Raw genomic sequence first — 23229 nt, forward strand, 5'->3', positions numbered from 1 at the left:
GCCCTCGCCCCTGCCATGGTTCGAATCACTGCCCATGACCACCCTGCGCCTGCCCTCATTGCTGACCGCGTTGGTCAGCCTTGCTCTTGCCACGCCGCTGCTGGCAGCTGACAGCGACAACTGGGAAATCCCGATTGCCGTCAAGACCCTGGACAACGGCCTGACGGTCGTGGTCTCCGAGGACCACAGCGCGCCAGTCATCGGCGTCAGCGTGGTCTACAAGGTGGGAATGCGGCTGGAGCCGAAGAACCGCAGCGGCTTCGCCCATCTGTTCGAGCACCTGATGTTCGAGGGCACACCCAACGCCGGCGAAGGCGTGTTCGACAAGGTCATCACCGGCGGCGGCGGCCGCAACAACGGCTCCACCCGACCCGATTACACCAACTACATCGAAGTGGCCCCGGTCTCGGCGCTGGAATCGATCCTGTGGCTGGAAGCCGATCGCATGAAGACGCTGGACTTCAATGCCAAGACCCTGAAGAACCAGCAGGACGTGGTCAAGGAAGAGATCCGGGTCAACGTCAAGAACCAGCCCTATGGCGGCTTCATGTGGATCGACATCAGCCAGCAGGCCTTCCAGAAATGGGAGAACAATCACGACGGCTACGGCAGTTTCGTCGACCTGGAAAACGCCAGCCTGGATGATGTGCGTGCTTTCCACCGCGACTACTACGGCCCCAACAATGCCGTGATCGGCCTGGCCGGCGACGTCAACCCGGAGCAGGCTTTTGCCCTGGTCGAGAAGTACTTTGGCGGCATCGAGGCGCGGCCGACACCGCCGCGCCCGGATGTGTCCGAACCGCTCAACACCGAAGAGAAGCGCATCACCCAGTCCGATGCGCTGGCGCAGGTGCCGGCCGTGGCCGTAGCCTGGAAGATCCCCGACCGCGGCAGCGATGATCAGGCCCCGTTTGCGGTGCTGGCCGAAGTGCTGGCAGGCGGCGATGCCTCGCGCATGTATCAGGGCCTGGTCAAGGGCAAGGAGATGGCCCTGAACCTGGACTTCCTGTTCGGCCTCACCGGACCCTTCGAATACGACGGCCCTACCCTGCTGACCCTGTTCGCGCTGTACAAGCCCAACATCAGCTCGAACGATCTGATCGAGGAAATGGATCAGCTGATCGCGGCGGTGGTCAAGGACGGTGTCTCCGACGAGGAACTCCGGCGGGTCAAGACCAGCATGCTGTCGGACTGGAACAATGGCATGGAGAGCTTCCTCAGTCGCGCCGACGATCTGGCCAAGTTCCAGGCCCTGTGGGGCGATGCCCGGGTCGCCAACCAGGTGCCGGGCTGGATCGAAGCGGTCAGTTCCGATGATCTCAAGCGCGTCGCCGCCAAGTACCTGACCGCAGCCAATCGCACGGTCATAGACCGCAAGCCGGCGGCGATGCTCGACGCCGAATCCGCGACCCAGAACTGAGGAGCCCGCCATGACCAGAACATTGATTGCATTGCTGATCGGCGCGCTGCTGAGCCCCGTGGCCCAGGCCAACACCGCGCTGCCCAAGGATCTGCCGCCCTACGGCGCCGACAAGCCGTTGCCGGTACCGGAGATTTCCCAGACCACGCTGGACAACGGCCTGAGCGTCTGGGTGGTGCCGCGCGAGGGCATTCCCCGGGTCGACTTCGTGCTCAGCTTCAAGGGCGCGGGTCTTGCCGCCGACGAGGCCTCGATGCCCGGTTTTGCCTCCACACTGGCCTCGATGCTCAACGAGGGCACCGAAAAACGCAGCTCGCGGGAAATTGCCGAAACCGCCCAGTCCTATGGCGGTTCGGTGGGCGCCTATGCCAGCAATGACGGCCTGACCGTGGCTGCCAACGCGCTGGCCTCGCAGGCCGAGCCGATGCTGGCACTGCTGGCCGAGGTCGCACGCACGCCGAGCTTTCCCGAGAACGAAGTCACCCTGGCCAAGGCCAATGCCCTGCAGGGCTTGAAAGCTGCCGAAGCGCAACCCGGTTTCCGTGCCGAGCGCGCCATCTCGGCCGCGGTCTATGGCGATCATCCCTACGCCCGCACCCAGCCGACCGAGGCCAGCATCGAGGCCATCACCCGCGAGCAGTTGCAGGCGGCCCACGCCCAGCGACTGCGTCCGGATCAGGCCTTGCTGGTGATCACCGGCCGCATCGATGCCGAGACAGCACTCAAATACGCCACCGAGGCTTTCGGCGACTGGAAGGTCGAGGGCAAGGCCGCTGCAGCCATTCCGATGGCCCGCACCCAGGCCAAGCCCTCCTTCGTGCATCTGGATCGCAGTGGCAGCGTGCAGTCCAGCGTGCGCATCGGCAGCCCGTCGATTCCTGCTTCGCATCCCGACTATGTCCCGCTGCGCCTGACCAGCACTATCCTCGGTGGCGGTTTCAGCAGCCGGCTGATGCAGAATCTGCGCGAGGACAAGGGCTATACCTATGGTGCTGGCGTCGGTTATCGCGCCGGGCTCTCGGGCGGCGGCATGATCGCCTCGGCCGATGTGCGCAATGAAGTCACCGGCGCTGCGATTGGAGAGTTCCTGCACGAATACCAGCGCATCGGCAACGAGGCGGTGAGCGCCGACGAACTGCAGATGAACCAGCGCTACGTTGCCGGTGGCTATCTGATCAGCAACCAGCTACAGGCCTCGGTGGCGTCCACACTCGCCAGCAACTGGCTGGTCGGCCTGCCGCCGGAATTCCTCGGCGAGTATGTGCCGAAGATCCGCGCCGTCGACGCCAAACAGGTGCAGGCCATGGGCAAGAAGTACTTCGACCCCAAGGCCCAATCGATCATTGTCGTCGGCGACAAGTCGGTGGTGGCCGAGCTCAAGGAATTCGGGAAATTCGAGGAGCAGTAGAGGCGGCTGTGGGTTGTGGGTTGTGGGTTGTGGGTTGTGGGTTGTGGGTTGTGGGTTGTGGGGGCACGGGGCACGGGAAAGGCTGCGGGCCTCGGGCTGTTGATTGGTCCAGACTTGTCTGGACCTACAAAGGCCATGAACCGGCGTCATTGCGACCCCGGACTTGATCCGGGGGAAGCAATCCAGATACGCGGTCGCAAGTCGCTGGATTGCTTCGCCACGCTCTCCATGATCCGCATTCCAGCGCCGGGCGCCGGGCGTATCGGGTCGCTGTGGTGGAGGGCGCCGTGCTGCGGCGCCGCTTTGCGCTGAGCGGAGATCAAGAGCGGCCGCGCAGGCGCGAGGCCCTCCTCAAAGCCGCTTCGTGCCTGCCAGGGTTCATGGCCCCTGGGCAGTGTCAGGCCGAAACAGGTGGCTCTCCATGAATCCACATCGTAAGTCTTTGATTTGCTTTGTTCACCCGTAGGAGCGCCCTTGCGGCGCGACCGCTGCTTCGGACGTGCGTCTCGCCCGTCGCGACGCGAGGTCGCTCCTACAGGCAGCTTGTGGTTCATGGCCCGTGGGCAGTGTCGGACCGACACAGGTGGCTCGCAATGACGCTCTCCCGAGTCCCGAGTCCCGAGTCCCGAGTCCCGTGCCCCGTTCTCAAGGCTTGCGCAGCAGCTTCAACACCGCCTGATCCGCCAAGGCCAACTGGGCCCGAATCTGCTGCAACAAGGCCTGCGAGCGCCTTGAGGCCACGGCTTCGATGCCGAGTTCCGGGCTGCCTTGGGCAAAGGCCTCGTAGTTGCGCTTGAGGGTGACGAATTCGCTGCCGATGCTGTCGACGATGGCGCCGCAATCGGTGCCGCGCCCCAGCGAACGGCGCAGGATGCGCTCGATCAGCATCATCTGCCGGGTCAACAGATAGATCGACTGCGGACTGGCGCCATCCTGCAACTCGATGCCCACCAGTTCGTCGGTCAGCGCCAGCATGGGAAACAGGCTGGAACCCACCGGATCCACCAGAGCATCGGCAAAACAGGCCTGACCGACGCCGCGCTCGGCAGCGCTGGCCATCAAGGGCAGCCCGCACAAGCCAGCCAGCAACAGGGCGCGACAGACTAGCCAGTGGCGCTTGAAGCGTATTGAAGTTTGCATAAGCCTTTCCGATCGATGAAAGCCAGACCCTGTTCCGGATCTCGGCAAGGCCTAAACATATCGCAGACCGAAGCCTCGCGAGGCAGCTGTTTCGGCCCGACAGTGCGCACGGGCCGTGTACCTGTGGGAGCGGACTCCGTCCGCGATCGATCCGCCGACCAACTCCAGGATCCCTGATCGCGGCTGAAGCCGCTCAGCAGCGTCGCGAGAGGGATTCGGATCAAGACTCGGGGCTCGCGGCGAAAGGGGCGTGGGATTACGGCGGACAAGATCCGGAGCGTGACTGGGCCAAGGGACAGGATGCCCCTCGCTGTGGGAGCGGCTTCAGCCGCGACGCTTCACTTTCAAGACATCGCTTACCAACCATGTCATGACCCATTGCTCTACTGAACCAAGAAGAAGGGGCAAGGGGCAGTGGTCCAACCTCGACGCGTGATCAGACCGTGCCGCAAAGTGGGTCCCCTGCCCCCCCGCCCCCTGCCCCGCCGTTTGATGCGCGAACAAGCACAGCGCCAGGGACGACCGGGACTCTCACCCCAGCGCAACGCGCTCAGCCCTTATGGTCCAGCGCATCAATGGCTCGTAATTCCTCGTCGGAGAACGACGCTGCCCCGGCCGCCGCCACCGCCTCGTCGATATGCCCGATCCGGCTGGCGCCGATCAGCACCGAGGTCAGCGTCGGCCAGCGCAGCAGCCAACTGACCGCCATCTGCGCCAGCGTCTGACCACGCTGCCCGGCAATCTGATTCAGCGCATTCAGATGCGCCAATCGTTTCGCGGTGAGCACTTTGGGCGGCAGGAATCCGCCCGGTATGGCCGCGCGCGAATCGCTGGGAATGGCGCCATCCAGATACTTGTTGCTGAGCTGACCCTGGGCCAGGGGTGAATAAGCGATGCAGCCGACGCCTTCGGCCTCCAGCGTCTGCAGCAGGCCCTGTTCCGGCTGCCGTTCCAGCAGGCTGTAGCGCGGCTGGTGCAGCACGCAAGGCGTGCCGCTTACGCGCAGGAGCGCGCAGGCCCGCGCCGTCAGCTCTGGCGGATAGTTCGACAGGCCCACATACAAGGCCTTTCCGCTGCGCACGGCGTGGGCCAGCGCCTCCATGCTCTCCTCCAGCGGCGTATCTGGCGTCGGTCGATGGTGGTAGAACACATCGACATAGTCGACGCGCATCCGCCGCAGGCTGGCGTCCAGACTGCTCAGCAGATACTTGCGCGATCCGCCATCGCCATAGGGGCCAGGCCCCATGCGGTATCCCGCCTTGGTCGAGAGAATCAATTCGTCCCGGTAGCCACGAAGCGCACCATGCAGCACGCGAGCCAAGGTCTCTTCCGCAGACCCTGGCGGCGGGCCGTAGTTGTTGGCCAGGTCGAAGTGGGTGATGCCCCGATCGAAGGCATGACAGAGCAGCTCCCTGGCGGTCGCGATACTCTGGCTTGCCCCGAAGTTGTGCCACAAGCCCAGCGAAATCGCCGGCAGCTGCAGGCCGCTGCGGCCAGCGTGCCGATAGCCGATTTGCTGGTAGCGGTCGGGATGGGGTTGATGGATCGAGTCAGTGGTCATGGTTGCCCTGCAGTCAGGAGTTGTCGTCGCCTATCCAATGATCAGCGCCCTCTTCCAGCATGGGATAGCGCCGGTGCGCCCAGTTGTAGAAACTCTGCCAATCCCTGATCGGGCTCTCGGACCCGAGAGTGATCACCACGCCTGCCTCCGCCGCACGGCGGATCTCGCGGAGTTCCTGCACCAGCAGGTTCCAGTGCGCTCGTTCGGCATAGAGGTCATCCAGGTTCTTGAGTTCACGCGCCGAGAAAGTGTGCTCGACCTTGGGTAGCTTGATGCGAATGCCGCTGTGGCGAATGGCCCGATCAAACTTCGCCTCTGATTCCAGCATCTGCGCCATGAAGGCCGATCGGAAAAAGAAGAACGGTGCCCGCCAGCCTTGCTGACCGGCCCACTTGCGCAAGGCCTTCGACTCCGGCCAATGGGTAAGGGCGTCAATCTGAGAGCCGAGCCGCTGCACCAAAGCCAGGTCGCCGGCCTCGGCCTCGCGCAAGGCCCAGTTCGGGCAGTGTGGGCTCACGGCAGCACTCCGGGAATCAGGCCTTGCAGGATATCGCGCGAATGCAGTCGCCGCAGCGCATCGGGCCATGCTGGCGATGAACAGGTTGGTGACTTCTCGAAGCTTCATGCCCAAGCAGCAGCGCCAGGGCGCACAACGCCCACGTCGCGCCCGCCCGGCACTTCGCGCAGCAAACCGGCCATAATCGCCGGGCCATGACGGCTCGCGCGTTGCTGGCCAGTTGACCCCTCAGGACAACCACGATGTCGGACAATCCCTACACGCTCGATCGCCTGCACGAGTTCCTGCGCCAGGCGCCGGTGGCCGGGCTGCTGAATCCGGCGGTCGCCAAGAGCCGCGGGCAAGCCCTGGAGCAGGTGCAGGACGAACTGACGGTGGTCGAGCGCAATGATCTGCGGCTGATCGACGTCGACGAGCTCTGCGGGCGTTTGCACAAGATCGGCGACAGCAGCGTGCGACCCGAGGTACTGGATCTCTACAACAAGCGCCTGAAAGCCACGCTGGTCGACTACCTGGCCTGGGTGCAGGACCCCAAGACCTATTCGTCGGTGGGCGGAGACCGTGTCAAGCGCAGTGCCCGCGGTGACGGCACGACGCAAGAGCATCTGCAGGAGGTGCGAGCGCTCGAGAACACCACGCTGGCCACCAGCGAGTGGGCGCCGGGTATCGTGTCGATTCCGCTGCGCGAGGGAAGCAGCGTGTTTGTGCAGAATCTCCCGTTGGACCTGACCCAGCAGGAAGCGCGCAAGATTGCCCGGGTCATCGAGGCGCTGGCTGCCGATCGGAGCACCGACGGCTGATGCGTTCCGGTCGTGCCATGCTGATTGCACCGATGGCCATCTTTGGCATCGGCGGCATCTGCCTGCTGATTCTGTTCTTCACGCCCGGACAGGAGGGTCCGTTTCACGACAACCTGCTGCCTGAGCTGATCGGCTTCTGCATCGAAGGCTTCTTCCTGGTCGGGCTGCTGACCCTGATCCAGAATTCACGCGAGCGGGCGCGGCGAAAGGAATTGTGGCAGAGCCTGCGCGGCTCGCTGCGCGGCATCTTGTCGAATCTGGACATCGCTTTCCTGCCGCCGAATGCCGAACCCACCGCCCCGGGCCAGCTGGAACGCGATGTCGGCATCGTTCCCCGCTTCATGCGCGAGATGCAACTGGTGCAGATCGATCTGCCGAACATGCTGGCGCTGAAGCAGGAAAGCATGGAAACACTGGCGCTGGCGCGCGATCTGGTTCCAGTTGCGGCCCAGCTCAGCGCCAGTCACATGCGCTGGTGGATCGCCATCGTCAACAGCATGCGCAAGCTGTCCACCGCGCAGTCACGCCCGGAGGTCGAGCACAACGTGTACCGACTGCTGGAAAACATCCGCGAGTTTGACCGGCTGTCGTACTGACGCCGGCGGATGATGGCACCGAAATCTGGCTATCCTGCTGTTCGCGGGCGGCCAGCGCCGGCGATTTTTTGCAAGCCAGCCCAAGCGCACGACGCCAGCAACAGCAGCGGGGCAGGCTCTGCTCTTCTACAAGAGCCGCGGTATGCGAGGCTCTTGTAGTGCCGGGATTGCTCGGCAGGAAATACCGAACAACAACTGCAGCGGAGCAAGCTCCGCTCCACGAGTGCCGCCTTGTACGAGGCTCTTGTAGTGCCGGGCTAGCTCAGCGGCTTGCCGCACTGGCCACAGAAGCGGGCACCTGGGCGTGTGGGAGCGCCGCAGGCCGGGCAGCCGCCTGCCTTGGTCGATTTCTTGCGTCGTGTCCCCGCCGGTCTTGCGCCACGCAGACGCTCGATCAAGTCGGCAGTGCCAAGCTCGACATCTCTGGGCATGTCGGCCTGCGCTGCTGCGCGAGTGCCCAGCAGATCGCCGATCAGCTGCGCCAGATAGGCCGGTCCGATCAGCAACAGGGACACGCGATTCTCGGCCAGCGCACTGACGTCGGCGAGGACGAAACCACCGGCTGTGCGCCAGCCGGCGACCGTCGTGACTTCGACCTGATTCGATGCCACCAGTTCGGAGCGGACGAAGCCAAATCCGATGCCACCGGCAGACAGTCCGCGGCAGAGCAGTTGCAGACCCTCGCGCAACAGGATCATCTGATCGCCGGCGGCGCCGGTGTTGCCAGCGAGGCGGCTGAGCAGACCTGCCGCTTCAAGCTCGGACAGCACCCGGTCCAGAGAGGCGTGGAAGTCGGCTGGCACCTGTTCGGGCGACAGCAGCCGGAGCAGCGAGACCGCCCAGCCCGGGTTGGACTGCGTCAGCCCCGCTTTCCAGCTGTCGAGAACATCGGCGATCGTCAGCCCCGGCGGCGGTCCGCTGACGCGCGCCGCCTGACGCAGGGCTGCAGCGGTGCCCAGCGCATCGATGATCGCCAGCAGCACCCAGAACTGATCCGCGCTCAGCGTGTAGCGTTCCGGCGGAATCTCGGCGACGCCGCCCAGGGCCAGCGCATCCAGCAGCGAAAGTTCCACATCTTCCAGGCTCAGCGGTCCCTGGAGCACGATTTCCTCCGGTGCGATCGACACCTGGAATCCGGGTCCGAGCCCCGCCGGGTCGATCCACAGATATTGTCCCAGCCGCTGGTCGTCGCGATCGACGACGATCACACCCAGGCTGAGTCCCGGATCCAGCAGCGCCGGCATCAAGGACTCCCAGGCGCCATCCATGCGTTCGAGTGCGGCGATCAATCCGTCGCGGTCGGCGGACCCGGCCGGCGCCGACACCCGCACCAAGGGCGACAAGGGACCACCGTTCAGCTCGCCGAGCTCGGCTAGTGCCTTCAAGGCCCGCCGCGAAAGGACCCTGTGCCCGATCTCCTCCCTCGTGCTCACGCTCATCGCTGTCCCCCAGTCATCAGTGCTGCAAACCCAGCCGCTGCATCAGATCGGCGGGCGAGTGGATGCCGGCCTCGCGCAGCATGCGCGCGGCGATGGCCGGATCCTTCTGTCCGGCGACCGCGCGCACGATGCGAGACGTGGCTTCGTCCATGCCCAGCCCGACTGCCCGTCCGCGATTGGCGTACTTGACCATCTGGTTCAAATCACCACGTTCGAAGGCGTGGGTAATGCCTTCGACCTGGGTTGCGCGCACCTGCGGCCACTGCTCAACCGGTATCTGCACGGCGCCACCCTGGTGGCCTTCCCAGACGCCCTCGTTCAACCACTGTTCCTGGGTCATGCCCGGCGGCGGCTGCAGGTTGCGGCGGCCAGCCAGCACACCCTCGCGGCCCTGCGCGGTGGCGACGTGGTCGCCGACGCGGATGGAGCCATCCTTGCCCACGTAGACCGGATGGTGCCCGGCTGTGCCGGTGCTCTGGCCGATGTTCTCCAGCGTGATCTGGGCATTGGGCGCGGCGCCCCGTGCATCCATCAGGCCCTGACTCGGCCGGTAGATGTTGATGTCCAACTGCTCCTGGGTCATGCCCAGATTGCTGCATTCCTGCTGCAGGATGCGCTCGGCCTCCTCGCGACTGACGTGCTTCAGACCCAGCACGGTCTGGTCCAGATCCGCCTGAATATTGGAGCCCGAAAGACGTGAGCGACTGCCCTGGGTGGCATTGAAGGTGTCAAAGCGCCGCGGGACCGGCTGCCCTGCCGCCTGCAGCGCCCGGGCTTCCTGCTCGATTACCCGGCGGCTGGCCTGATTCACGGCCTGATCCTGCAGTTGCAGCTTGCGTGCGGTCATCAAGGCATGTGAGTCCTGGCTGATCAATCCGCGGGCACGCAGCTCATAGAGTGCCGTGCCGCCGTTGTTGGCACGAATGGCGTCGTCGATGACCGCGGCCAGCTCCGGATTGTCCTTCAGCAGCTTCTGCGCCTGCTGGAAATTCTGGAAGGCGGGCTGACCACGCATGGCCTTGCGCGCCAGCAACTCGGCCTCATGCGCCAGCCGGGTACTGGCCTGTAACTCCTGGGCATGGCTCAGCGCCTTGCGACTGCGGTCCAGCAGTTGCTGCACGGTCGCGTTGCCGGGCTTTGCCTGAGCCGCGCGCTCCAGATCGCTGATGCGCTTTTCGATCTGGGCCACGGTTCGCGCGGTCTCGGCCGATGCATTCGCCAGTGTACGTGCCGCTTGGCGATCGACGGCATCGTGCAGCGCCGTGCCCCATCGGGTCGAGGGCTTGGTGGTGGGACGTTCCAGGCCGACCAGAATACCGGCGATCTTGATCGCGGCTGCCGGCACTGCCCAGAGCTTTTCTTCCAGCGAGGCATGCGGATCGCGGAAGGAGTTGAGTTCGTCCCAGGGCAGGATTTCAGTCTTGACGAAATGCCAGAGCTTCTCGACCGGATTCCACGCGGTCTTGAGCATGGCCTGGCCTACACCCAGCAGCGCGTCCCCATAGCGACCATCCCGCAGCCCTTCGCGAATGGCCTTGTTCTCCGCCTGCAGATTCTTCGCGCCCCATTCCTTCAAGGATTCGCGCAATCCCAGTTCGAAGGTCCGAGGATTGAGAATGGCCTCACCGATGGCCTTGATGCCATCCCAGGCGTTGCCGAAGAAACTGCCGATGCCTTTGACCAGTCCCACGGCGCCCTTGCCCACGCCCACCAGGAACTCGCCACCAGCGCCCAGCAAGGCGCCGCCGGCGTCCCAGGTGGCCGAGTTGGGCTTCGGAATGTCCTTGTCGAGCTTCTCAAGGGCGTTGCGTATGTCTTTCTGTGCTTCTTTCCAGGCCTCTGGATTGGGCTTTCCATCCGGGCCAATCACGTTCTGTTGCGCCTGAGCAACCGCCTGCGCCAGTTCCTGGTTGCCGGTGGTCTGCGCCACCTGGTTCAGATGCGCCAGCGTTCGGCTGATGCTGTCGACCGGGGCCTCCGCCTTGGCCGCTTCGGCTCCGTCCTTCGCGCTGTCGGAATCGGGGCCATCCTGTGCGCGGGAGCGGCGGCGCTTCTTCGCCGGCTTCGGCGGCGAAGTTCTCGGCGGCATCGGCGGCGGCTTGCCGCCACCCAAGCCGGACAACAGTTTTCCCAGCAATCCGATCAAGGGCGGGCCCAGCACGCCCACCAGGGTTTGCCGGGTACTCGCCGGTCCCGGCAAGGGGCCGACCTGACCCAGCCCGGGCACCGGCGCTGCCGGCACCATCGGCCGGGAAGGATCAAAGGCAGGAATGACGATCTGCTCGGTGATCGCCTTGCCAGCCACACTGACCTGAACCTCGATGGAGATGCGCTGGCCATCCCAGACCACGGAATTGGCGAACTTGCCATTGATCAGCCAGGCTACGCCGCGAATGTCCTGGGCCGGGCGACCACGACTGTCGAGCACATCGACCGAAGGTGACAGCACATCGCCAGGTTTCAGTGGCGGGACGCGGATGACGGCACGGAAATTGTCGGCCACCGGCGCTGTGCCCCCGGCAAGACCATCCTCCAGAAAGCCGCGATGTAGGGCCTCGGCCAACTGCGTCACCCGGCGCCGGGCCACGTCCTCACTGGTCGCCTCACCCCAGTAATGCTTGAGCTCGATCAGATGACTGGGATAGGACCAGTACCAGATCATGTTGGCCGGATTGCCGCCCTCACTGAACGGACCGCGCGTCTCCGGCTCCGGCACAAAAGCGGTGTACCCGGCATGGAGAGTGCCGCCCCAGGGCGCCTGGGTCTGCTGCGTCATGCGCTGGATCGCCGCGAAGAAGCGCTGGTTTTCCCAGCCATCGGCGCCGGGGCCGTAGACGGAAATCTGGATGCTGTCGCTGCCCTTGTCCTTCTGCGATTCCATGCCCTGCAGGACGATGCCGCCGCGATCGTAGATCAACGGTCCGCCACTGACGTACAGCGCCGGCAATTCACCCAGATGGCCACGCGAGACCTTGCGCACTTCGAATTGCTGCAACACATATCGCAGCGCGTGGTATTCGTCGCTCTGACGGCCATCCTCATCTTGCCCAAGGCTGCGCGTTGGCAACAGAGCCAGGCTCAGCAGCAACAGCATCCAGCGCCAGCGTCCCGCGGTGCTCACGGCGCTGCTCCGGCTGCCAGCGTCGCCAGCATCGCCCAGGCAGCCGCGGTCGGCACCATCACCGCCACCGGCACCACCGCGTTGTAGATGGCTGAGCCGCCCTTGGCCGCGAGCGTACTGCCGGCCAGCGAAGCGGCCGTCAGCAAGCCGGCTGTAGCGAATGCCTGCACCGATTCCCAACCGAAACCCAACTCCGCCAACAGGGCCAGGGCAGCGAAGGGCAGCAGCATCAGCAAACCCTCATCGACCGCAGCACGAACGACCTGGGTTCCGTGTTCGGCGCGCACCGAGCCATTGCCCGCATGTAGCAGCGCGCGCAGCAGAAGAATGGCAAACTCGCCCAGAATCAGCGCCGCGCCAGCTGCCGCGAATACCGCCTCGCTGGTGTCCAGGTGACGGCCGGTCAGCGCACCCAGCGTTGCCAGACTGGCCACCCGGATCAGGCGCGAACCGGCGCTCATGGACCGACTCCAAACTGCACCCAGCCGATCAGCAGCAAGGCACCACTGATGCCCGAGAGCAGCGCCGCAACACCACCGCGGCCGCCAGCCAATTCGCGCACAGCGACGAACAGCGGCCCCAGCGCCCACAACAGTCCGGTCACGCCACAGGAAACAGCCGTGTTCCACCCCAGAAACAGGTTCAGCGCCAGGCCGAACAAGCCGTAGATCAGGGCATTGCCATAGGCACCGCCAAAGGCACGCACGGTCCAGCCCAGACCGTGGCTGCCAGTAAACGGGCGCGACAGCAGCCATGCCGCCACTGCCACCAGCGCCACCCCTGCGGTGCCCAGCAGAGTGCCCCGCATTACCAGCAACGCCAGCGCCGAACTGTCCCAGCTGCTGGTGCGCGCCAGATCCAGTGCCGCCTGCAGCGAAATCGTGCCGAAAGCCAGCCCGGAGACCGCCAAGGCCGGGAGCACACCGAAACCGTCCAGATGGCGCGCGATCAAACCCGCTGGATCAAACAGTGCCGACAGCCAGACCGAGCCCGGCCGGGCGCCGGGCGCAGAGGCTGGCGCAGTCAAGGCTTCAGGGCGCGACACTGGCCACTCCCAGATCGATCACCGGCTCCGACAAGCCCAGGCCGCTGTCATCCAGGCTTTGCAGAAAGTCGCGCATCTCGCTCTGCGCCGTCTGCAGATCACCATTGCCATCATCGACGTGGTGGCGATAGAGCCCCTGACCGAGCTGAGCCAGGGCATCGTTGAATGCGCTGCGCTGCTCCAGGGAGGACTCGCCGCCGGCCAGGATTGAAGCGACTTCGGCGCGGTGGGCGGCCTGAACGGCGGACTTGAGCGCCTCGATGGTCTGGCGTGTCACCGGTGCGCGTGAGGGCTGCACCGCAGGCTGAGCAACGGCAGAATCGGGTTGCGTCGGGGCATTCGCCGACATTGGCACCGGCGGTACCTCAGAGGCCCGTGGCCACAGCGCCAAGCCCGCCGCAGCTACCGCAATGACCAGCGCCAGCACGCCCAGCCTGCTGGCATGGGAACTGGGGGTGGCCGTTGATGCCGGCGCCGGGTGGGCCGCGGGCAACGGCTCCGGCTCCGGCGGCAGAGGCGCAATCGGGGGCCTGGCTGGAGCGGGCTCTGCCATGGGCACACCGCAGCGCTCGCAGAATCTGGCTCCCGGCACCCATGGAGCACCGCAGGATTCACAAAAACGGTTCTGCGTCATCGCCCACTCACTCCTGCGTCTCGGCAATCAGCACGCCGGGCGCACGCCCACGCGCGCCGCGCCAGCCGATCACCGCCAGCACGCCCATGGCTGCCGCCGACAAGGCGAGCAGCACCCAGTCGGCATCGGAATACACGGTCCAGCTGGCGTAGAACTCACCGCGATGCAACCAGGATTCGTGCACGCTCAGCGCTTCCGTCAGCAACACCACCACGAGCACCAGATCAAGCGCCAACAGGACATAGCCGAACAGGCCGATCAGCCACACGGTGGCCAGCCCGAAACACAGCTGCAGCAGGGGCAGCATCAGCGAGACATCGAATTCCTCGACCAGCATGAACAGTGGAACGCAGGCCAGCACGACCCAGGCGCTCTGCAGCAGATAGCCGCGCAGGGGCGACCGGGTCGGCAGACGCGCTTCGGTGCCATGCGCTGCCATTTCGGCGCCGATGCGTGCCGCCACGGCGTCGTAGTTGTCGGGTGTGGCATAGATGATCAGCAGCCGACGCCAGCGGTTGCGCAACACCACCGCCAATCGATCTGGCTGATACTCGGCCCGGAAGGCCCCGCGCCAGCTCAGGCTGCGCCGCTCATCGGACGCGGCGATCATGCCCATGCCCGCCGCTTGCGGCCGTCCACTGAGCATGCCCAACAGCAGCAACAGCCAGTTGCCGGTTCTGGCGCGACGGTCGATGGTCTCGAAGACCACGCCCTTGTGGTCGACGCGGATGCGGCAATGCATGCGGTTGCCGAACACCAGCAGCATGATCAGCAGCGACAGCAGCATCAGCCCCAGACCGACAGCGCCGAATGCCAGCCAGATCATGCCGATGGATTGGTATTCGCCGCTCGTCAGGAACACCAGACTGAGCATGCTGGCACCGATGGCGCTGGACAGCGCAAACACCTTCACCAGCGCCCCGGTGATCATCCGGTTGTTCAGCAGGGGAACCTCGATCTCCCAGACCAGGGCATCTGCGGCGGCGCGATGATTTGTCATGGCGATCACCTCGCATCGAGGGAGTCCGCCGCCATCTAAGGCGCAAATGCCCCGCAGCACCTTGACCAGAATCAACCGGCGACATCGGCAATGGTGCGACTGAGCAGACCTGAATCCTGATCAAGGTCGCCGATTCTCAGCGGCCTAGACTGGGTGCAAGCGGCTGTTCCCGAACTCGGGAGCGCGCATTCGAACCAGGCTGGTCGGGGAGGTGGCGGTGTTCCAGGTACGCATCCACGGTCGCGGCGGACAGGGCGTGGTCACCGCCACGGAAATGCTCTCGATCGCGGCTTTCGACGAGGGCAGGCATGCCCAGGCATTTCCCAGTTTCGGTTCCGAGCGCACCGGTGCCCCGGTGGTGGCTTTCTGTCGCATCGACGACAAGGAAATCCGCCTGCGCGAGCCGATCATGGAACCCGATGCATTGATCATCCAGGATCCCACCCTGCTGCATCAGATCGATTGCTTCGCCGGACTCAAGGCCGATGGCTATGTGCTGATCAACACCAACAAGAGCTTTGCCGAGCTCGGCCTGGCCGATTTTCTGGCGGCGCATCGGGCCGAGCGCCTGTGCACCGTGTCGGCGACCGACCTGGCGCTGAAACACGTGGGCAGGCCGCTGCCGAACATGCCGTTGCTCGGCGGTTTCGCCGCCATCTCCGGCGTGATCCAGCTGGAATCGGTGTGCAAGGCCATCCGAGAAAAATTCGCCGGCAAGGTGGCCGAGGGCAATGTCGCCGCCGCCACCGAGGCCTATCAGCGGGTCCGCGAGGCCCTGGAGGGTGTGAGCCATGCTTAAGCAGATCGAAGGTTCTCGTGCGGTCGCCGAAGCCGTGGCCCTGTGCCGGCCCGAAGTCATCTGCGCCTATCCGATTTCGCCGCAGACCCACATCGTCGAAGCGCTCGGCGAGATGGTCAAGGATGGCTCGCTGCAGCAATGCGAGTTCATCAATGTCGAATCCGAATTTTCGGCGATGTCGGTGGCCATCGGCGCCTCGGCCGCCGGCGCCCGCAGCTATACCGCGACTGCCTCGCAGGGCTTGCTGTTCATGGCTGAAGCGGTGTTCAACGCCTCGGGGCTGGGCTTGCCCATCGTCATGACCGTGGCCAACCGCGCCATCGGCGCACCGATCAACATCTGGAACGACCATTCCGATTCGCTGTCCATGCGTGACTGCGGTTGGCTGCAGCTGTTTGCCGAAACCAATCAGGAGGCGCTGGACCTGCACATCCAGGCCTTCAGACTGGCCGAGGAACTGAGCCTGCCGATCATGGTGTGCATGGATGGCTTCATCCTCACCCACGCCTATGAGCGCGTGGACATGCCGACGCAAGCGCAGGTCGATGCCTATCTGCCGAAATACGAGCCACGCCAGGTACTCGACCCCAACGATCCGGTGTCGATGGGCGCCATGGTCGGCCCCGAGGCCTTCATGGAAGTGCGTTATCTGGCGCATGCCAAGCAGATGCAGGCGCTGGAACTGCTGCCCGGCTACGCCGCCGAATTCAAGGCCGTGTTCGGACGCGAATCCGGCGGCCTGCTGCACAGCTACCGACTCGATGGCGCCGAGACCGTGATTATCGCCATGGGCTCGGTGCTCGGCACCATCAAGGACACCGTGGATGAACTGCGCGAGGCCGGTCACGCCATCGGCGTGCTCGGCATCACCTGCTTCCGACCCTTCCCGATGGCCGCAGTCGCCTCGGCTCTGGCGCACTGCAAGCGCTTCGTGGTCCTGGAAAAGAGCCTGGCCGTGGGCGTCGGCGGCATCCTCGCCGTCAACGTGCGGATGGCCGTCACCGGCATGGGTCTGCTCGGCTACACCGTCATTGCCGGCCTCGGTGGCCGCGCCATCACCAAACGCTCGCTGCGCGCCATGTTGCTGCAGGCCGAACAGGATCAGCTCGAGAGCACCACCTTTCTCGATCTCGACTGGAAGGCGGTCAACAAGCAACTGGAGCGCGAAAAAGCCCAGCGCCGCAGTGGCCCAGTGGCCGAAGCCCTGCTGCGCGATGCCGGCGTGGTGGCGGCGCGGAATTATTGAGGCCAGACCGACGACTTCGGCGAAGCCGGAGAAAGAGCGTTGGCCGCGAAGGACGCAAAGGAAAAGCAGAAAGAACGCGAAGGAATTTGATCGGATGCCAGCTCCAGTTTCACTCGCCAACCGATTCCTGAGGCGTCATTGCGAGGAGCGCAGCGACGAAGCAATCCAGCGCCTTGCGACTCTGCATCTGGATTGCTTCCCCCGGTTCAAGTCCGGGGTCGCAATGACGCCAACCGATGGACGTGATGCAACACGTAGCCCGATGTGCCGCGCAGCGGCTCACAGGGGCTCTTTCGCGTCACCGCCCGGAGAGCGCTGCGCGCACATCGGGCTACGCAAAGCCGCAGACGGTCAGATCGTCCCTTCGCGTCCTTTCTGCTTTCCCTTCGCGCCCTTCGCGGCCAGCGCTCTTCATGACACCCCGCGCCGCGGCCCCAAGTCCGCGAAAGCACAATCCGGAGCACCCTCATGAGCTTTCAGCCCGTCAAGTTCTATCAGACCGGCACCTTCACGGTCGGCAATCGCCTGCTGGAGCCCGATCAGCGCAGCATCCAGTCCAGTGAGAAACGCTTCAACTCAATCAACTCCGGACATCGGGCATGTCAGGGTTGCGGCGAGGCATTGGGGGCGCGCTATGCCATCGATGCCGCCATGGCCGCCTGCGAGGGCCAACTGATTGCCGCCAACGCCACCGGCTGCCTGGAAGTGTTTTCCACGCCCTACCCGGAAAGCTCCTGGCAGATGCCCTGGATCCACTCGCTGTTCGGCAATGCCGCGGCAGTGGCCACCGGCATTGCCGCGGCGATCAAGGTCAAGCGCGCCAAGGGCGAGCGTGGCGATGTGCGCGTGGTGGCCCAAGGCGGCGACGGTGGCACCACCGACATCGGTTTTGGCTGTCTCTCGGGCATGTTCGAGCGCAACGATGATGTGCTGTACATCTGCTACGACAACGAGGGCTACATGAACACCGGCGTGCAGCGCTCATCGGCCACGCCCGCCGCCGCGCGCACGGCGACGACCCCGGCAGTGGGTCTGGCACCCGGCAACGTCTTCGGCCAGGGCAAGTTCCTGCCCTGCATCGCGATGGCCCACGAGATCCCCTATGTGGCCACGGCCACGGTCGCCGACCTGCGCGACCTGGAGGCCAAGGTCAGGCACGCCATGGGCATCCGCGGCGCTCGTTACATCCACATCTTGGTGCCCTGCCCGCTCGGTTGGGGCAGTGCCTCCTGCGACACCATCCGCATGGCCAGACTGGCCAGGGAAACCGGATTGTTTCCGGTGTTCGAAGCCGAGCACGGCGAGATCACCAGCGTCGGCAAGATCCGCAAGCAGATGCCGGTGGAGGACTATCTGCAGCCGCAGAAGCGCTATGCCCATCTGTTCAAACCGGGTGCCGATCCCGCACCGCTGGTGCAGTTGCAGGCAAGAGCCGATCGCAATATCCGCAAGTATCGATTGCTGGAGGGTGTGTGATGGACAAACCCTTTGCCATTACCCTCGATCCGGGTTCCTCGCTGGCCAATCACACCGGTTCCTGGCGCACGTTCAGGCCCGTGTACGTGGACAAGCTGCCGCCGTGCAACAACGCCTGTCCGGCCGGCGAGAACATCCAGGGCTGGCTGTTCCACGCCGAATCCGGCGACTACGAGCAGGCCTGGCGCGTGCTCACCGAGGACAACCCGCTGCCAGCGATCATGGGCCGGGTCTGTTACCACCCCTGTGAGAACGCCTGCAATCGCCAGTATGTCGATTCGGCGGTGGGCATCAACGCCACCGAGCGTTTTCTCGGCGATGAAGCGATCAAACGCGGCTGGGCCTTTGCCAAACCGGAATCCACATCCGGCAAGCGCGTGCTCATCGTTGGCGCCGGCCCGTCGGGTCTGTCGGCCGCCTACCATCTGGCCCGTGCCGGGCACAGCGTCGAGATCCACGAAGCCGGCCCGCTGGCCGGCGGCATGATGCGTTTCGGCATTCCCAAGTACCGTTTGCCGCGCGAGGTGCTGGACGCCGAAGTGCAGCGCATCCTCGATCTCGGCGTCACGCTGCGCCTGAATACCAAGGTCGACCGCATCCAGGAGTCCATGCAGGCCGGTCGCTTCGACGCCGCCTTCCTGGCCGTGGGCGCCCATATCGGCAAGCGCGCCTACATCCCGGCCGGCACCGCTGCACGCATCGTCGATGCGGTCTCGGTGCTGCGCTCGATGGAAGGTGAGGACAAACCCATGCTGGGCCGCCGCGTGATCGTCTACGGCGGCGGAAACACCGCCATCGATGTGGCACGCAGCGCCAAACGCCTGGGCGCCGAGCCGATCATCGTCTACCGGCGCACCCGCGACCGGGCGCCGGCGCATGATTTCGAAATCGAGGACGCCCTGGCCGAAGGCGTGATGGTGAAATGGCTATCGACCATCAAGCAGGCGGCCGAGGGCGAGATCACCATCGAAAAGATGGCGCTGGATGCCGAGGGCTTCCCGCAACCCACCGGTGAATTCGAAACCCTGGCGGCCGATACCGTGGTGCTGGCACTGGGTCAGGACGTGGACCTGTCGCTGCTCGACGACGTGCCCGGCCTGGCGATCAAGGACGGCGTGGTCGACGTCGGCAGCAACATGATGACCGGACACGCCGGCATCTTCGCCGGCGGCGACATGGTGCCCTCCGAGCGCACGGTGACCGTGGCTGTCGGACATGGGAAAAAGGCCGCGCGTCACATCGATGCCTGGTTGCGCGGCAGCCGCTATCAACCAGCGGAAAAGCATGAACTTGCCGAGTTCGAGCAGATCAATCCCTGGTACTACTCCGAAGCGCCGCAACAGCTGCGGCCGACGCTGGATCTGATCCGGCGCCAGTCCAGCTTCGACGAAGTCAGCGGCGGCCTCGACGAGCAGACCGCCTTGTTCGAAGCCCGCCGCTGCCTGTCCTGCGGCAATTGCTTCGAATGCGACAACTGCTATGGCGTCTGCCCCGACAACGCCGTGATCAAGCTCGGCCCCGGCAAGCGCTTCGCCTTCAACTACGACTACTGCAAGGGCTGCGGTGTCTGTGTCAGCGAGTGCCCCTGCGGCGCGATCAAGATGGTGCCGGAAGGGGGCTAGAGCGGTTGTTGGTTGTTGGTTGTTGGTTATTGGTTGTGGGTTGTGGGTTGTGGGTTGTGGGAGCGGACTCCGTCCGCGATAGCCGTTGATTCCCGAAGCGCCGGTCGCGGATGAATCCGCTCCCACAGGTAGGAGCGCCCTTGCGGCGCGACTGCCGCAGCTGTGCCCGATCCCGCACGTCTTGTTCGAATACGCACAATCTTGATCTGCATGGGTCAGCTATCTACCTTGGCCGTGGACATCCCAACGCCGACGACAGCCGCTTCCGACCGCTATCGACCATCGCAACAAAAGTCCACAAATCATGCACATGGACTCAAACTGGGCCCATGCAGATCTGACTGAGGCGGTCTACTTCGAACTTGCTCTGCGCCGCCTGCGGCAACTGGCACGCATCCTGCTCAGCGTCACCACAGAACTTTCACCACTGTGGCTGACAGCCACTTCGCTGCCGCGCGGCAACCGGGCTCTGGCACCTGGTCCGGCACGCAGCACAGCGCAGGAGAGCAACGATGTTTTCAGGATTCTTTTCCGACCTGCGATTCGCTTTGCGTGCGCTGATCGCGCGTCCCGGTTTCAGCATCGCTGCGATCCTGACACTGGCGCTGGGCATCGGCGCCAACACGGCCGTGTTCAGCGTGCTCAATGGCTTGCTGCTCAAACCCCTGCCCTACGCCGATGGCGAACGCCTGGTGCAGGTCTACAACGTCTACCCGAAGATGAACCTGTTCGACGCCGGCACCTCGATTCCCGATTATCTGGACCGCAAGCGTGAGGTCGCGGCGCTGGCGGACCTGGCACTGTATAGCCCGTCCAGCTTCAATCTCAGCGATGAAGGTGCGCCACAGCGGCTCATCGGCATTCGTGCCACCAGTTCCCTGTTCAGCACGCTGGGCGTGGATGCCGCGATGGGTCGCACCTTCGGCGAGGAGGCTGAAGTCATCGGCCAGGATCATGTGGCCGTCATCAGTCACAACGCCTGGCAGAACCTGTTTGCCGGTGATCCCGATATCGTCGGCAAGGACGTCAAACTCAACAGCGAGAGCTACAAGATTCTCGGCGTGATGCCGCAGGGTTTTGCCTTCCCCAACAAGGACGCGCAGTTCTGGGTGCCCTTCGCCTTCACCCCGGAACAACGCAGTGACGACGAGCGCGGCAACGAGTATTCGGGCTCGGTCGGTCGACTGGCCCCGGGCGCGACGGTCGAGCAGCTGAATTCACAGTTGCGCGCCAATGCCCTGAGTCTGGCCGAGCGCATTGCCGGCCTCCCCGATGAACGGGCGGCTGGCTATGCCAGCTTCATTCGTGATGGCGGCTTCTATGGCGCTGCCAAATCCCTGCGCGAACAGTGGGTAGGCGAGATCAAGCCGGTGCTGTTCCTGCTGCAATCGGTGGTGGCACTGGTGCTGCTGATTGCCTGTGCCAACGTGGCCAACCTGATGCTCACGCGGGTCTATGCGCGTGAGAAGGAGTTGTCGGTAAAGACCGCCATGGGAGCCGGCCGTTGGCGTATCGCCCGACAACTGCTGTCCGAAGCCACGGTGCTGTCGCTGATCGGCGGTGGCATCGGCATTGTCGTGGCCTATCTCGCCCTGCATCTGCTGGACGTGTTCAACCTCGCCGGCAACAAGTTGGCCGACCAGATCAACATCGATCCGTCCGTGCTGATGTTCACCCTGCTGCTCAGCACCGCCACCGGCGTGCTTTTCGGCCTGATGCCGGCGCTGTCGCCGCTCAACACCCGGCTGCACGAAGTGCTCAAGGAAGGCGGCCGCAGCATGGGCGGCAGTCGCGGTGCACGCATGACCCGGAGCATCCTGGTGGTGGCGCAATTGGGTCTGGCGGTCAGCCTGCTGGTCGGCGCTGGCCTGCTGATACGCAGCTTCTGGAGTGCTCAGGCCCAGGATCCGGGATTCGCCAGGGACAACACGCTGACGGCCAAGGTGGATCTGCCCGAAAAGCGTTACAGCGAAGATGCGCAACGCAGCCAGTTCTTCGAGCGCGCCCTGGCGGAAATCGGCGCTATCCCCGGCGCCAGCAGCGCAGCCTTCGTCAGCAATCTACCCTTCGGCAACAGCAACTGGACCTCGTCCTACAACATCGATGGCCGGGAAGTTGGCGAGGGTCAACCCTCTCCGCATGGATACACCCGGATCGTCGACGAGAATTTCTTCGCGACCATGAACATCCCGGTGCTGCAGGGTCGCACCTTCGAGGTCGCCGACAGCGCAGAGGCCAATGGCGTGGTGGTGATCGACCAGGTACTGGCGCGCAAATACTTCCCCCAGGGCGATGCCGTGGGCCAACGCATTCTCTGGGGTGGGCGCGGCGAGGCCAAAGCCTGGACCATCATCGGTGTGGTCGGCACTATCAAGAACATCAACTTGACCGATGAGGTCACCAAGGAAAGCTACTACTTCAGCTACCGCCAGCAGGCACCCAGTGAGGGCTTCCTGGTGCTGAAGACACAGCTGCCGCCCGACAGCCTGGTCGGCGCCGTACGTGATGCGGTACTCCGAGTGGACCCGCTGCAACCCGTCCACAACATTAAGACCCTGGATCAGCGTATCGCGATCTCGATGGAAGGTCGCCGCGCGCCCATGGTGCTGATACTGATCTTTGCGCTGGTTGCCCTGGTGCTGTCCATCATCGGCATCTACGGCGTGCTCTCGCACATGGTGCAGCAGCGCACCAGCGAAATCGGTGTGCGCATGGCCATCGGCGCCAATGCCGCCGACGTACAGCGATTGGTGCTCGGCCAGGGTGCCCGCATCGTCGGCTATGGACTGGGGCTCGGCATCATCGGGGCGCTGACCCTGTCCTGGTTCATGCAGTCGCAGCTCTTCGGCGTCAGCAGCGCAGACCCTCTGACCCTGATGGTCGTCACGACCCTGCTCGGCGGTGTGGCCCTGTTCGCCTGTTGGCTGACGGCACACAGAGCCGCAGCCACGCAGCCATTGATGGCTTTGCGGCAGGAGTGAACGATCACCGTGTTGCTCCACTGGGAACGGACGCCGCTCACGACGGACGGTTATTCCCGAAGCGCCGATCAGGATGAATCCGCTGCCACGGCCAAGCCTTCTCTGAGTTGATCCGACCAGTTCCGCCGAGTCCCTCACACCATTCCGCGAGTCGGCACTCTGCGGTGCATAGCTAGACCCGGGAACGGGTGCAGGTTCGCCGAGGGCTCGTGCATCGGCCGCCTGCTACACCAGGGCCGAATGACCGGGCGTTACCTTGCGTCAAACATAATTTAGCTTGCGTTACCTAGCTCTCGCTTGCGAGCATTGTCGCCGAGGCCAATGGGGCGTCACCCAATTCGCTCGCCTGCAGCCGAGTAGCCCCCCGCTCACTAGGGACCACGCACTGCATGGCTGCAACGCGCCTATCCCTATGCGATGCATG

General features: G+C 64.6%; 18 protein-coding genes. 9 read left to right on the forward strand and 9 right to left on the reverse strand.

The genetic code is table 11. The features are described 5' to 3' along the window. Positions 1 to 34 precede the first annotated feature (34 nt). Positions 35 to 1420, forward strand: coding sequence for an insulinase family protein (locus tag H7A19_06365; GenBank protein ID MCP5474449.1), 1386 nt, complete (start codon positions 35 to 37; stop codon positions 1418 to 1420). Positions 1421 to 1430: 10 nt separating this feature from the next. After that, positions 1431 to 2828, forward strand: a complete 1398-nt coding sequence (locus tag H7A19_06370; GenBank protein MCP5474450.1) for an insulinase family protein — start codon at positions 1431 to 1433, stop codon at positions 2826 to 2828. Positions 2829 to 3473: 645 nt separating this feature from the next. Here the strand turns inward: H7A19_06370 and H7A19_06375 are convergent. From H7A19_06375 to H7A19_06385, 3 genes are all read right to left on the reverse strand, one after another. Next, on the reverse strand, positions 3474 to 3968 hold the full coding sequence (locus tag H7A19_06375; protein ID MCP5474451.1) for a hypothetical protein: 495 nt from the start codon (positions 3966 to 3968) through the stop codon (positions 3474 to 3476). 550 nt (positions 3969 to 4518) lie between these two features. Beyond that, positions 4519 to 5529 (reverse strand): aldo/keto reductase, encoded by a 1011-nt coding sequence (locus H7A19_06380; protein MCP5474452.1) that lies wholly within the window; start codon positions 5527 to 5529, stop codon positions 4519 to 4521. A gap of 13 nt (positions 5530 to 5542) precedes the next feature. Next, a complete protein-coding gene (locus H7A19_06385; GenBank protein ID MCP5474453.1) occupies positions 5543 to 6019 on the reverse strand; it encodes a hypothetical protein in 477 nt (158 codons plus the stop codon). Positions 6020 to 6288: 269 nt separating this feature from the next. On the opposite strand from H7A19_06385, the gene H7A19_06390 reads away from it, so the two are divergent. Beyond that, positions 6289 to 6846 carry a hypothetical protein gene (locus H7A19_06390; protein ID MCP5474454.1) on the forward strand — a complete coding sequence of 186 codons (558 nt, stop codon included), beginning with the start codon at positions 6289 to 6291 and terminating at the stop codon, positions 6844 to 6846. Continuing rightward, on the forward strand, positions 6846 to 7442 hold the full coding sequence (locus tag H7A19_06395) for a hypothetical protein (protein ID MCP5474455.1): 597 nt from the start codon (positions 6846 to 6848) through the stop codon (positions 7440 to 7442). Before H7A19_06390 ends, H7A19_06395 begins: the two co-directional genes overlap by 1 nt. Before the next feature lie 257 nt (positions 7443 to 7699). Here H7A19_06395 and H7A19_06400 read toward each other — a convergent pair whose 3' ends face one another. The 6 genes from H7A19_06400 to H7A19_06425 form a co-directional block, all read right to left on the reverse strand. Continuing rightward, positions 7700 to 8827: a zinc ribbon domain-containing protein gene (locus H7A19_06400; GenBank protein ID MCP5474456.1), complete on the reverse strand. Its 1128-nt coding sequence runs from the start codon at positions 8825 to 8827 to the stop codon at positions 7700 to 7702. Between the two features lie 70 nt (positions 8828 to 8897). Next, positions 8898 to 12002: a hypothetical protein gene (locus H7A19_06405; protein MCP5474457.1), complete on the reverse strand. Its 3105-nt coding sequence runs from the start codon at positions 12000 to 12002 to the stop codon at positions 8898 to 8900. Further along, entirely contained in the window at positions 11999 to 12463 is a 465-nt protein-coding gene (locus tag H7A19_06410; GenBank protein ID MCP5474458.1) for a hypothetical protein, read from the reverse strand. The genes H7A19_06405 and H7A19_06410 overlap by 4 nt, the downstream gene beginning before the upstream one ends. Next, positions 12460 to 13047, reverse strand: coding sequence for a hypothetical protein (locus tag H7A19_06415; protein MCP5474459.1), 588 nt, complete (start codon positions 13045 to 13047; stop codon positions 12460 to 12462). Before H7A19_06415 ends, H7A19_06410 begins: the two co-directional genes overlap by 4 nt. Continuing rightward, positions 13034 to 13540: a hypothetical protein gene (locus tag H7A19_06420; GenBank protein ID MCP5474460.1), complete on the reverse strand. Its 507-nt coding sequence runs from the start codon at positions 13538 to 13540 to the stop codon at positions 13034 to 13036. The genes H7A19_06415 and H7A19_06420 overlap by 14 nt, the downstream gene beginning before the upstream one ends. A 148-nt stretch (positions 13541 to 13688) precedes the next feature. Beyond that, complete coding sequence (locus H7A19_06425; GenBank protein MCP5474461.1) at positions 13689 to 14681, reverse strand: hypothetical protein; 993 nt, start codon at positions 14679 to 14681, stop codon at positions 13689 to 13691. Positions 14682 to 14898: 217 nt separating this feature from the next. Between H7A19_06425 and H7A19_06430 the strand changes: the two genes are divergently transcribed. From H7A19_06430 to H7A19_06450, 5 genes are all read left to right on the forward strand, one after another. After that, positions 14899 to 15480, forward strand: coding sequence for a 2-oxoacid:acceptor oxidoreductase family protein (locus H7A19_06430; GenBank protein MCP5474462.1), 582 nt, complete (start codon positions 14899 to 14901; stop codon positions 15478 to 15480). Then, positions 15473 to 16726 (forward strand): pyruvate ferredoxin oxidoreductase, encoded by a 1254-nt coding sequence (gene porA, locus H7A19_06435; protein ID MCP5474463.1) that lies wholly within the window; start codon positions 15473 to 15475, stop codon positions 16724 to 16726. Before H7A19_06430 ends, porA begins: the two co-directional genes overlap by 8 nt. 468 nt (positions 16727 to 17194) lie before the next feature. After that, positions 17195 to 18202, forward strand: coding sequence for a pyruvate ferredoxin oxidoreductase (locus H7A19_06440; protein ID MCP5474464.1), 1008 nt, complete (start codon positions 17195 to 17197; stop codon positions 18200 to 18202). Continuing rightward, positions 18202 to 19824 (forward strand): NAD(P)-binding protein, encoded by a 1623-nt coding sequence (locus tag H7A19_06445; GenBank protein MCP5474465.1) that lies wholly within the window; start codon positions 18202 to 18204, stop codon positions 19822 to 19824. Before H7A19_06440 ends, H7A19_06445 begins: the two co-directional genes overlap by 1 nt. A gap of 512 nt (positions 19825 to 20336) precedes the next feature. Next, complete coding sequence (locus tag H7A19_06450; protein ID MCP5474466.1) at positions 20337 to 22805, forward strand: ABC transporter permease; 2469 nt, start codon at positions 20337 to 20339, stop codon at positions 22803 to 22805. Positions 22806 to 23229 lie beyond the last annotated feature (424 nt).

This window comes from Rhodanobacteraceae bacterium, from assembly GCA_024234055.1.
Taxonomy (GTDB): domain Bacteria; phylum Pseudomonadota; class Gammaproteobacteria; order Xanthomonadales; family SZUA-5; genus JADKFD01.

What these genes read in the sequence shown, in the direction of transcription:
- H7A19_06375 (MCP5474451.1), bottom strand. Translation starts at nt 3,968, where the DNA reads ATGCAAACTTCAATACGCTTCAAGCGCCACTGGCTAGTCTGTCGCGCC.
- H7A19_06445 (MCP5474465.1), top strand. Translation starts at nt 18,202, where the DNA reads ATGGACAAACCCTTTGCCATTACCCTCGATCCGGGTTCCTCGCTGGCC.
- H7A19_06425 (MCP5474461.1), bottom strand. Translation starts at nt 14,681, where the DNA reads ATGACAAATCATCGCGCCGCCGCAGATGCCCTGGTCTGGGAGATCGAG.
- H7A19_06395 (MCP5474455.1), top strand. Translation starts at nt 6,846, where the DNA reads ATGCGTTCCGGTCGTGCCATGCTGATTGCACCGATGGCCATCTTTGGC.
- H7A19_06440 (MCP5474464.1), top strand. Translation starts at nt 17,195, where the DNA reads ATGAGCTTTCAGCCCGTCAAGTTCTATCAGACCGGCACCTTCACGGTC.
- H7A19_06390 (MCP5474454.1), top strand. Translation starts at nt 6,289, where the DNA reads ATGTCGGACAATCCCTACACGCTCGATCGCCTGCACGAGTTCCTGCGC.
- H7A19_06380 (MCP5474452.1), bottom strand. Translation starts at nt 5,529, where the DNA reads ATGACCACTGACTCGATCCATCAACCCCATCCCGACCGCTACCAGCAA.
- porA (MCP5474463.1), top strand. Translation starts at nt 15,473, where the DNA reads ATGCTTAAGCAGATCGAAGGTTCTCGTGCGGTCGCCGAAGCCGTGGCC.
- H7A19_06450 (MCP5474466.1), top strand. Translation starts at nt 20,337, where the DNA reads ATGTTTTCAGGATTCTTTTCCGACCTGCGATTCGCTTTGCGTGCGCTG.
- H7A19_06365 (MCP5474449.1), top strand. Translation starts at nt 35, where the DNA reads ATGACCACCCTGCGCCTGCCCTCATTGCTGACCGCGTTGGTCAGCCTT.
- H7A19_06370 (MCP5474450.1), top strand. Translation starts at nt 1,431, where the DNA reads ATGACCAGAACATTGATTGCATTGCTGATCGGCGCGCTGCTGAGCCCC.
- H7A19_06410 (MCP5474458.1), bottom strand. Translation starts at nt 12,463, where the DNA reads ATGAGCGCCGGTTCGCGCCTGATCCGGGTGGCCAGTCTGGCAACGCTG.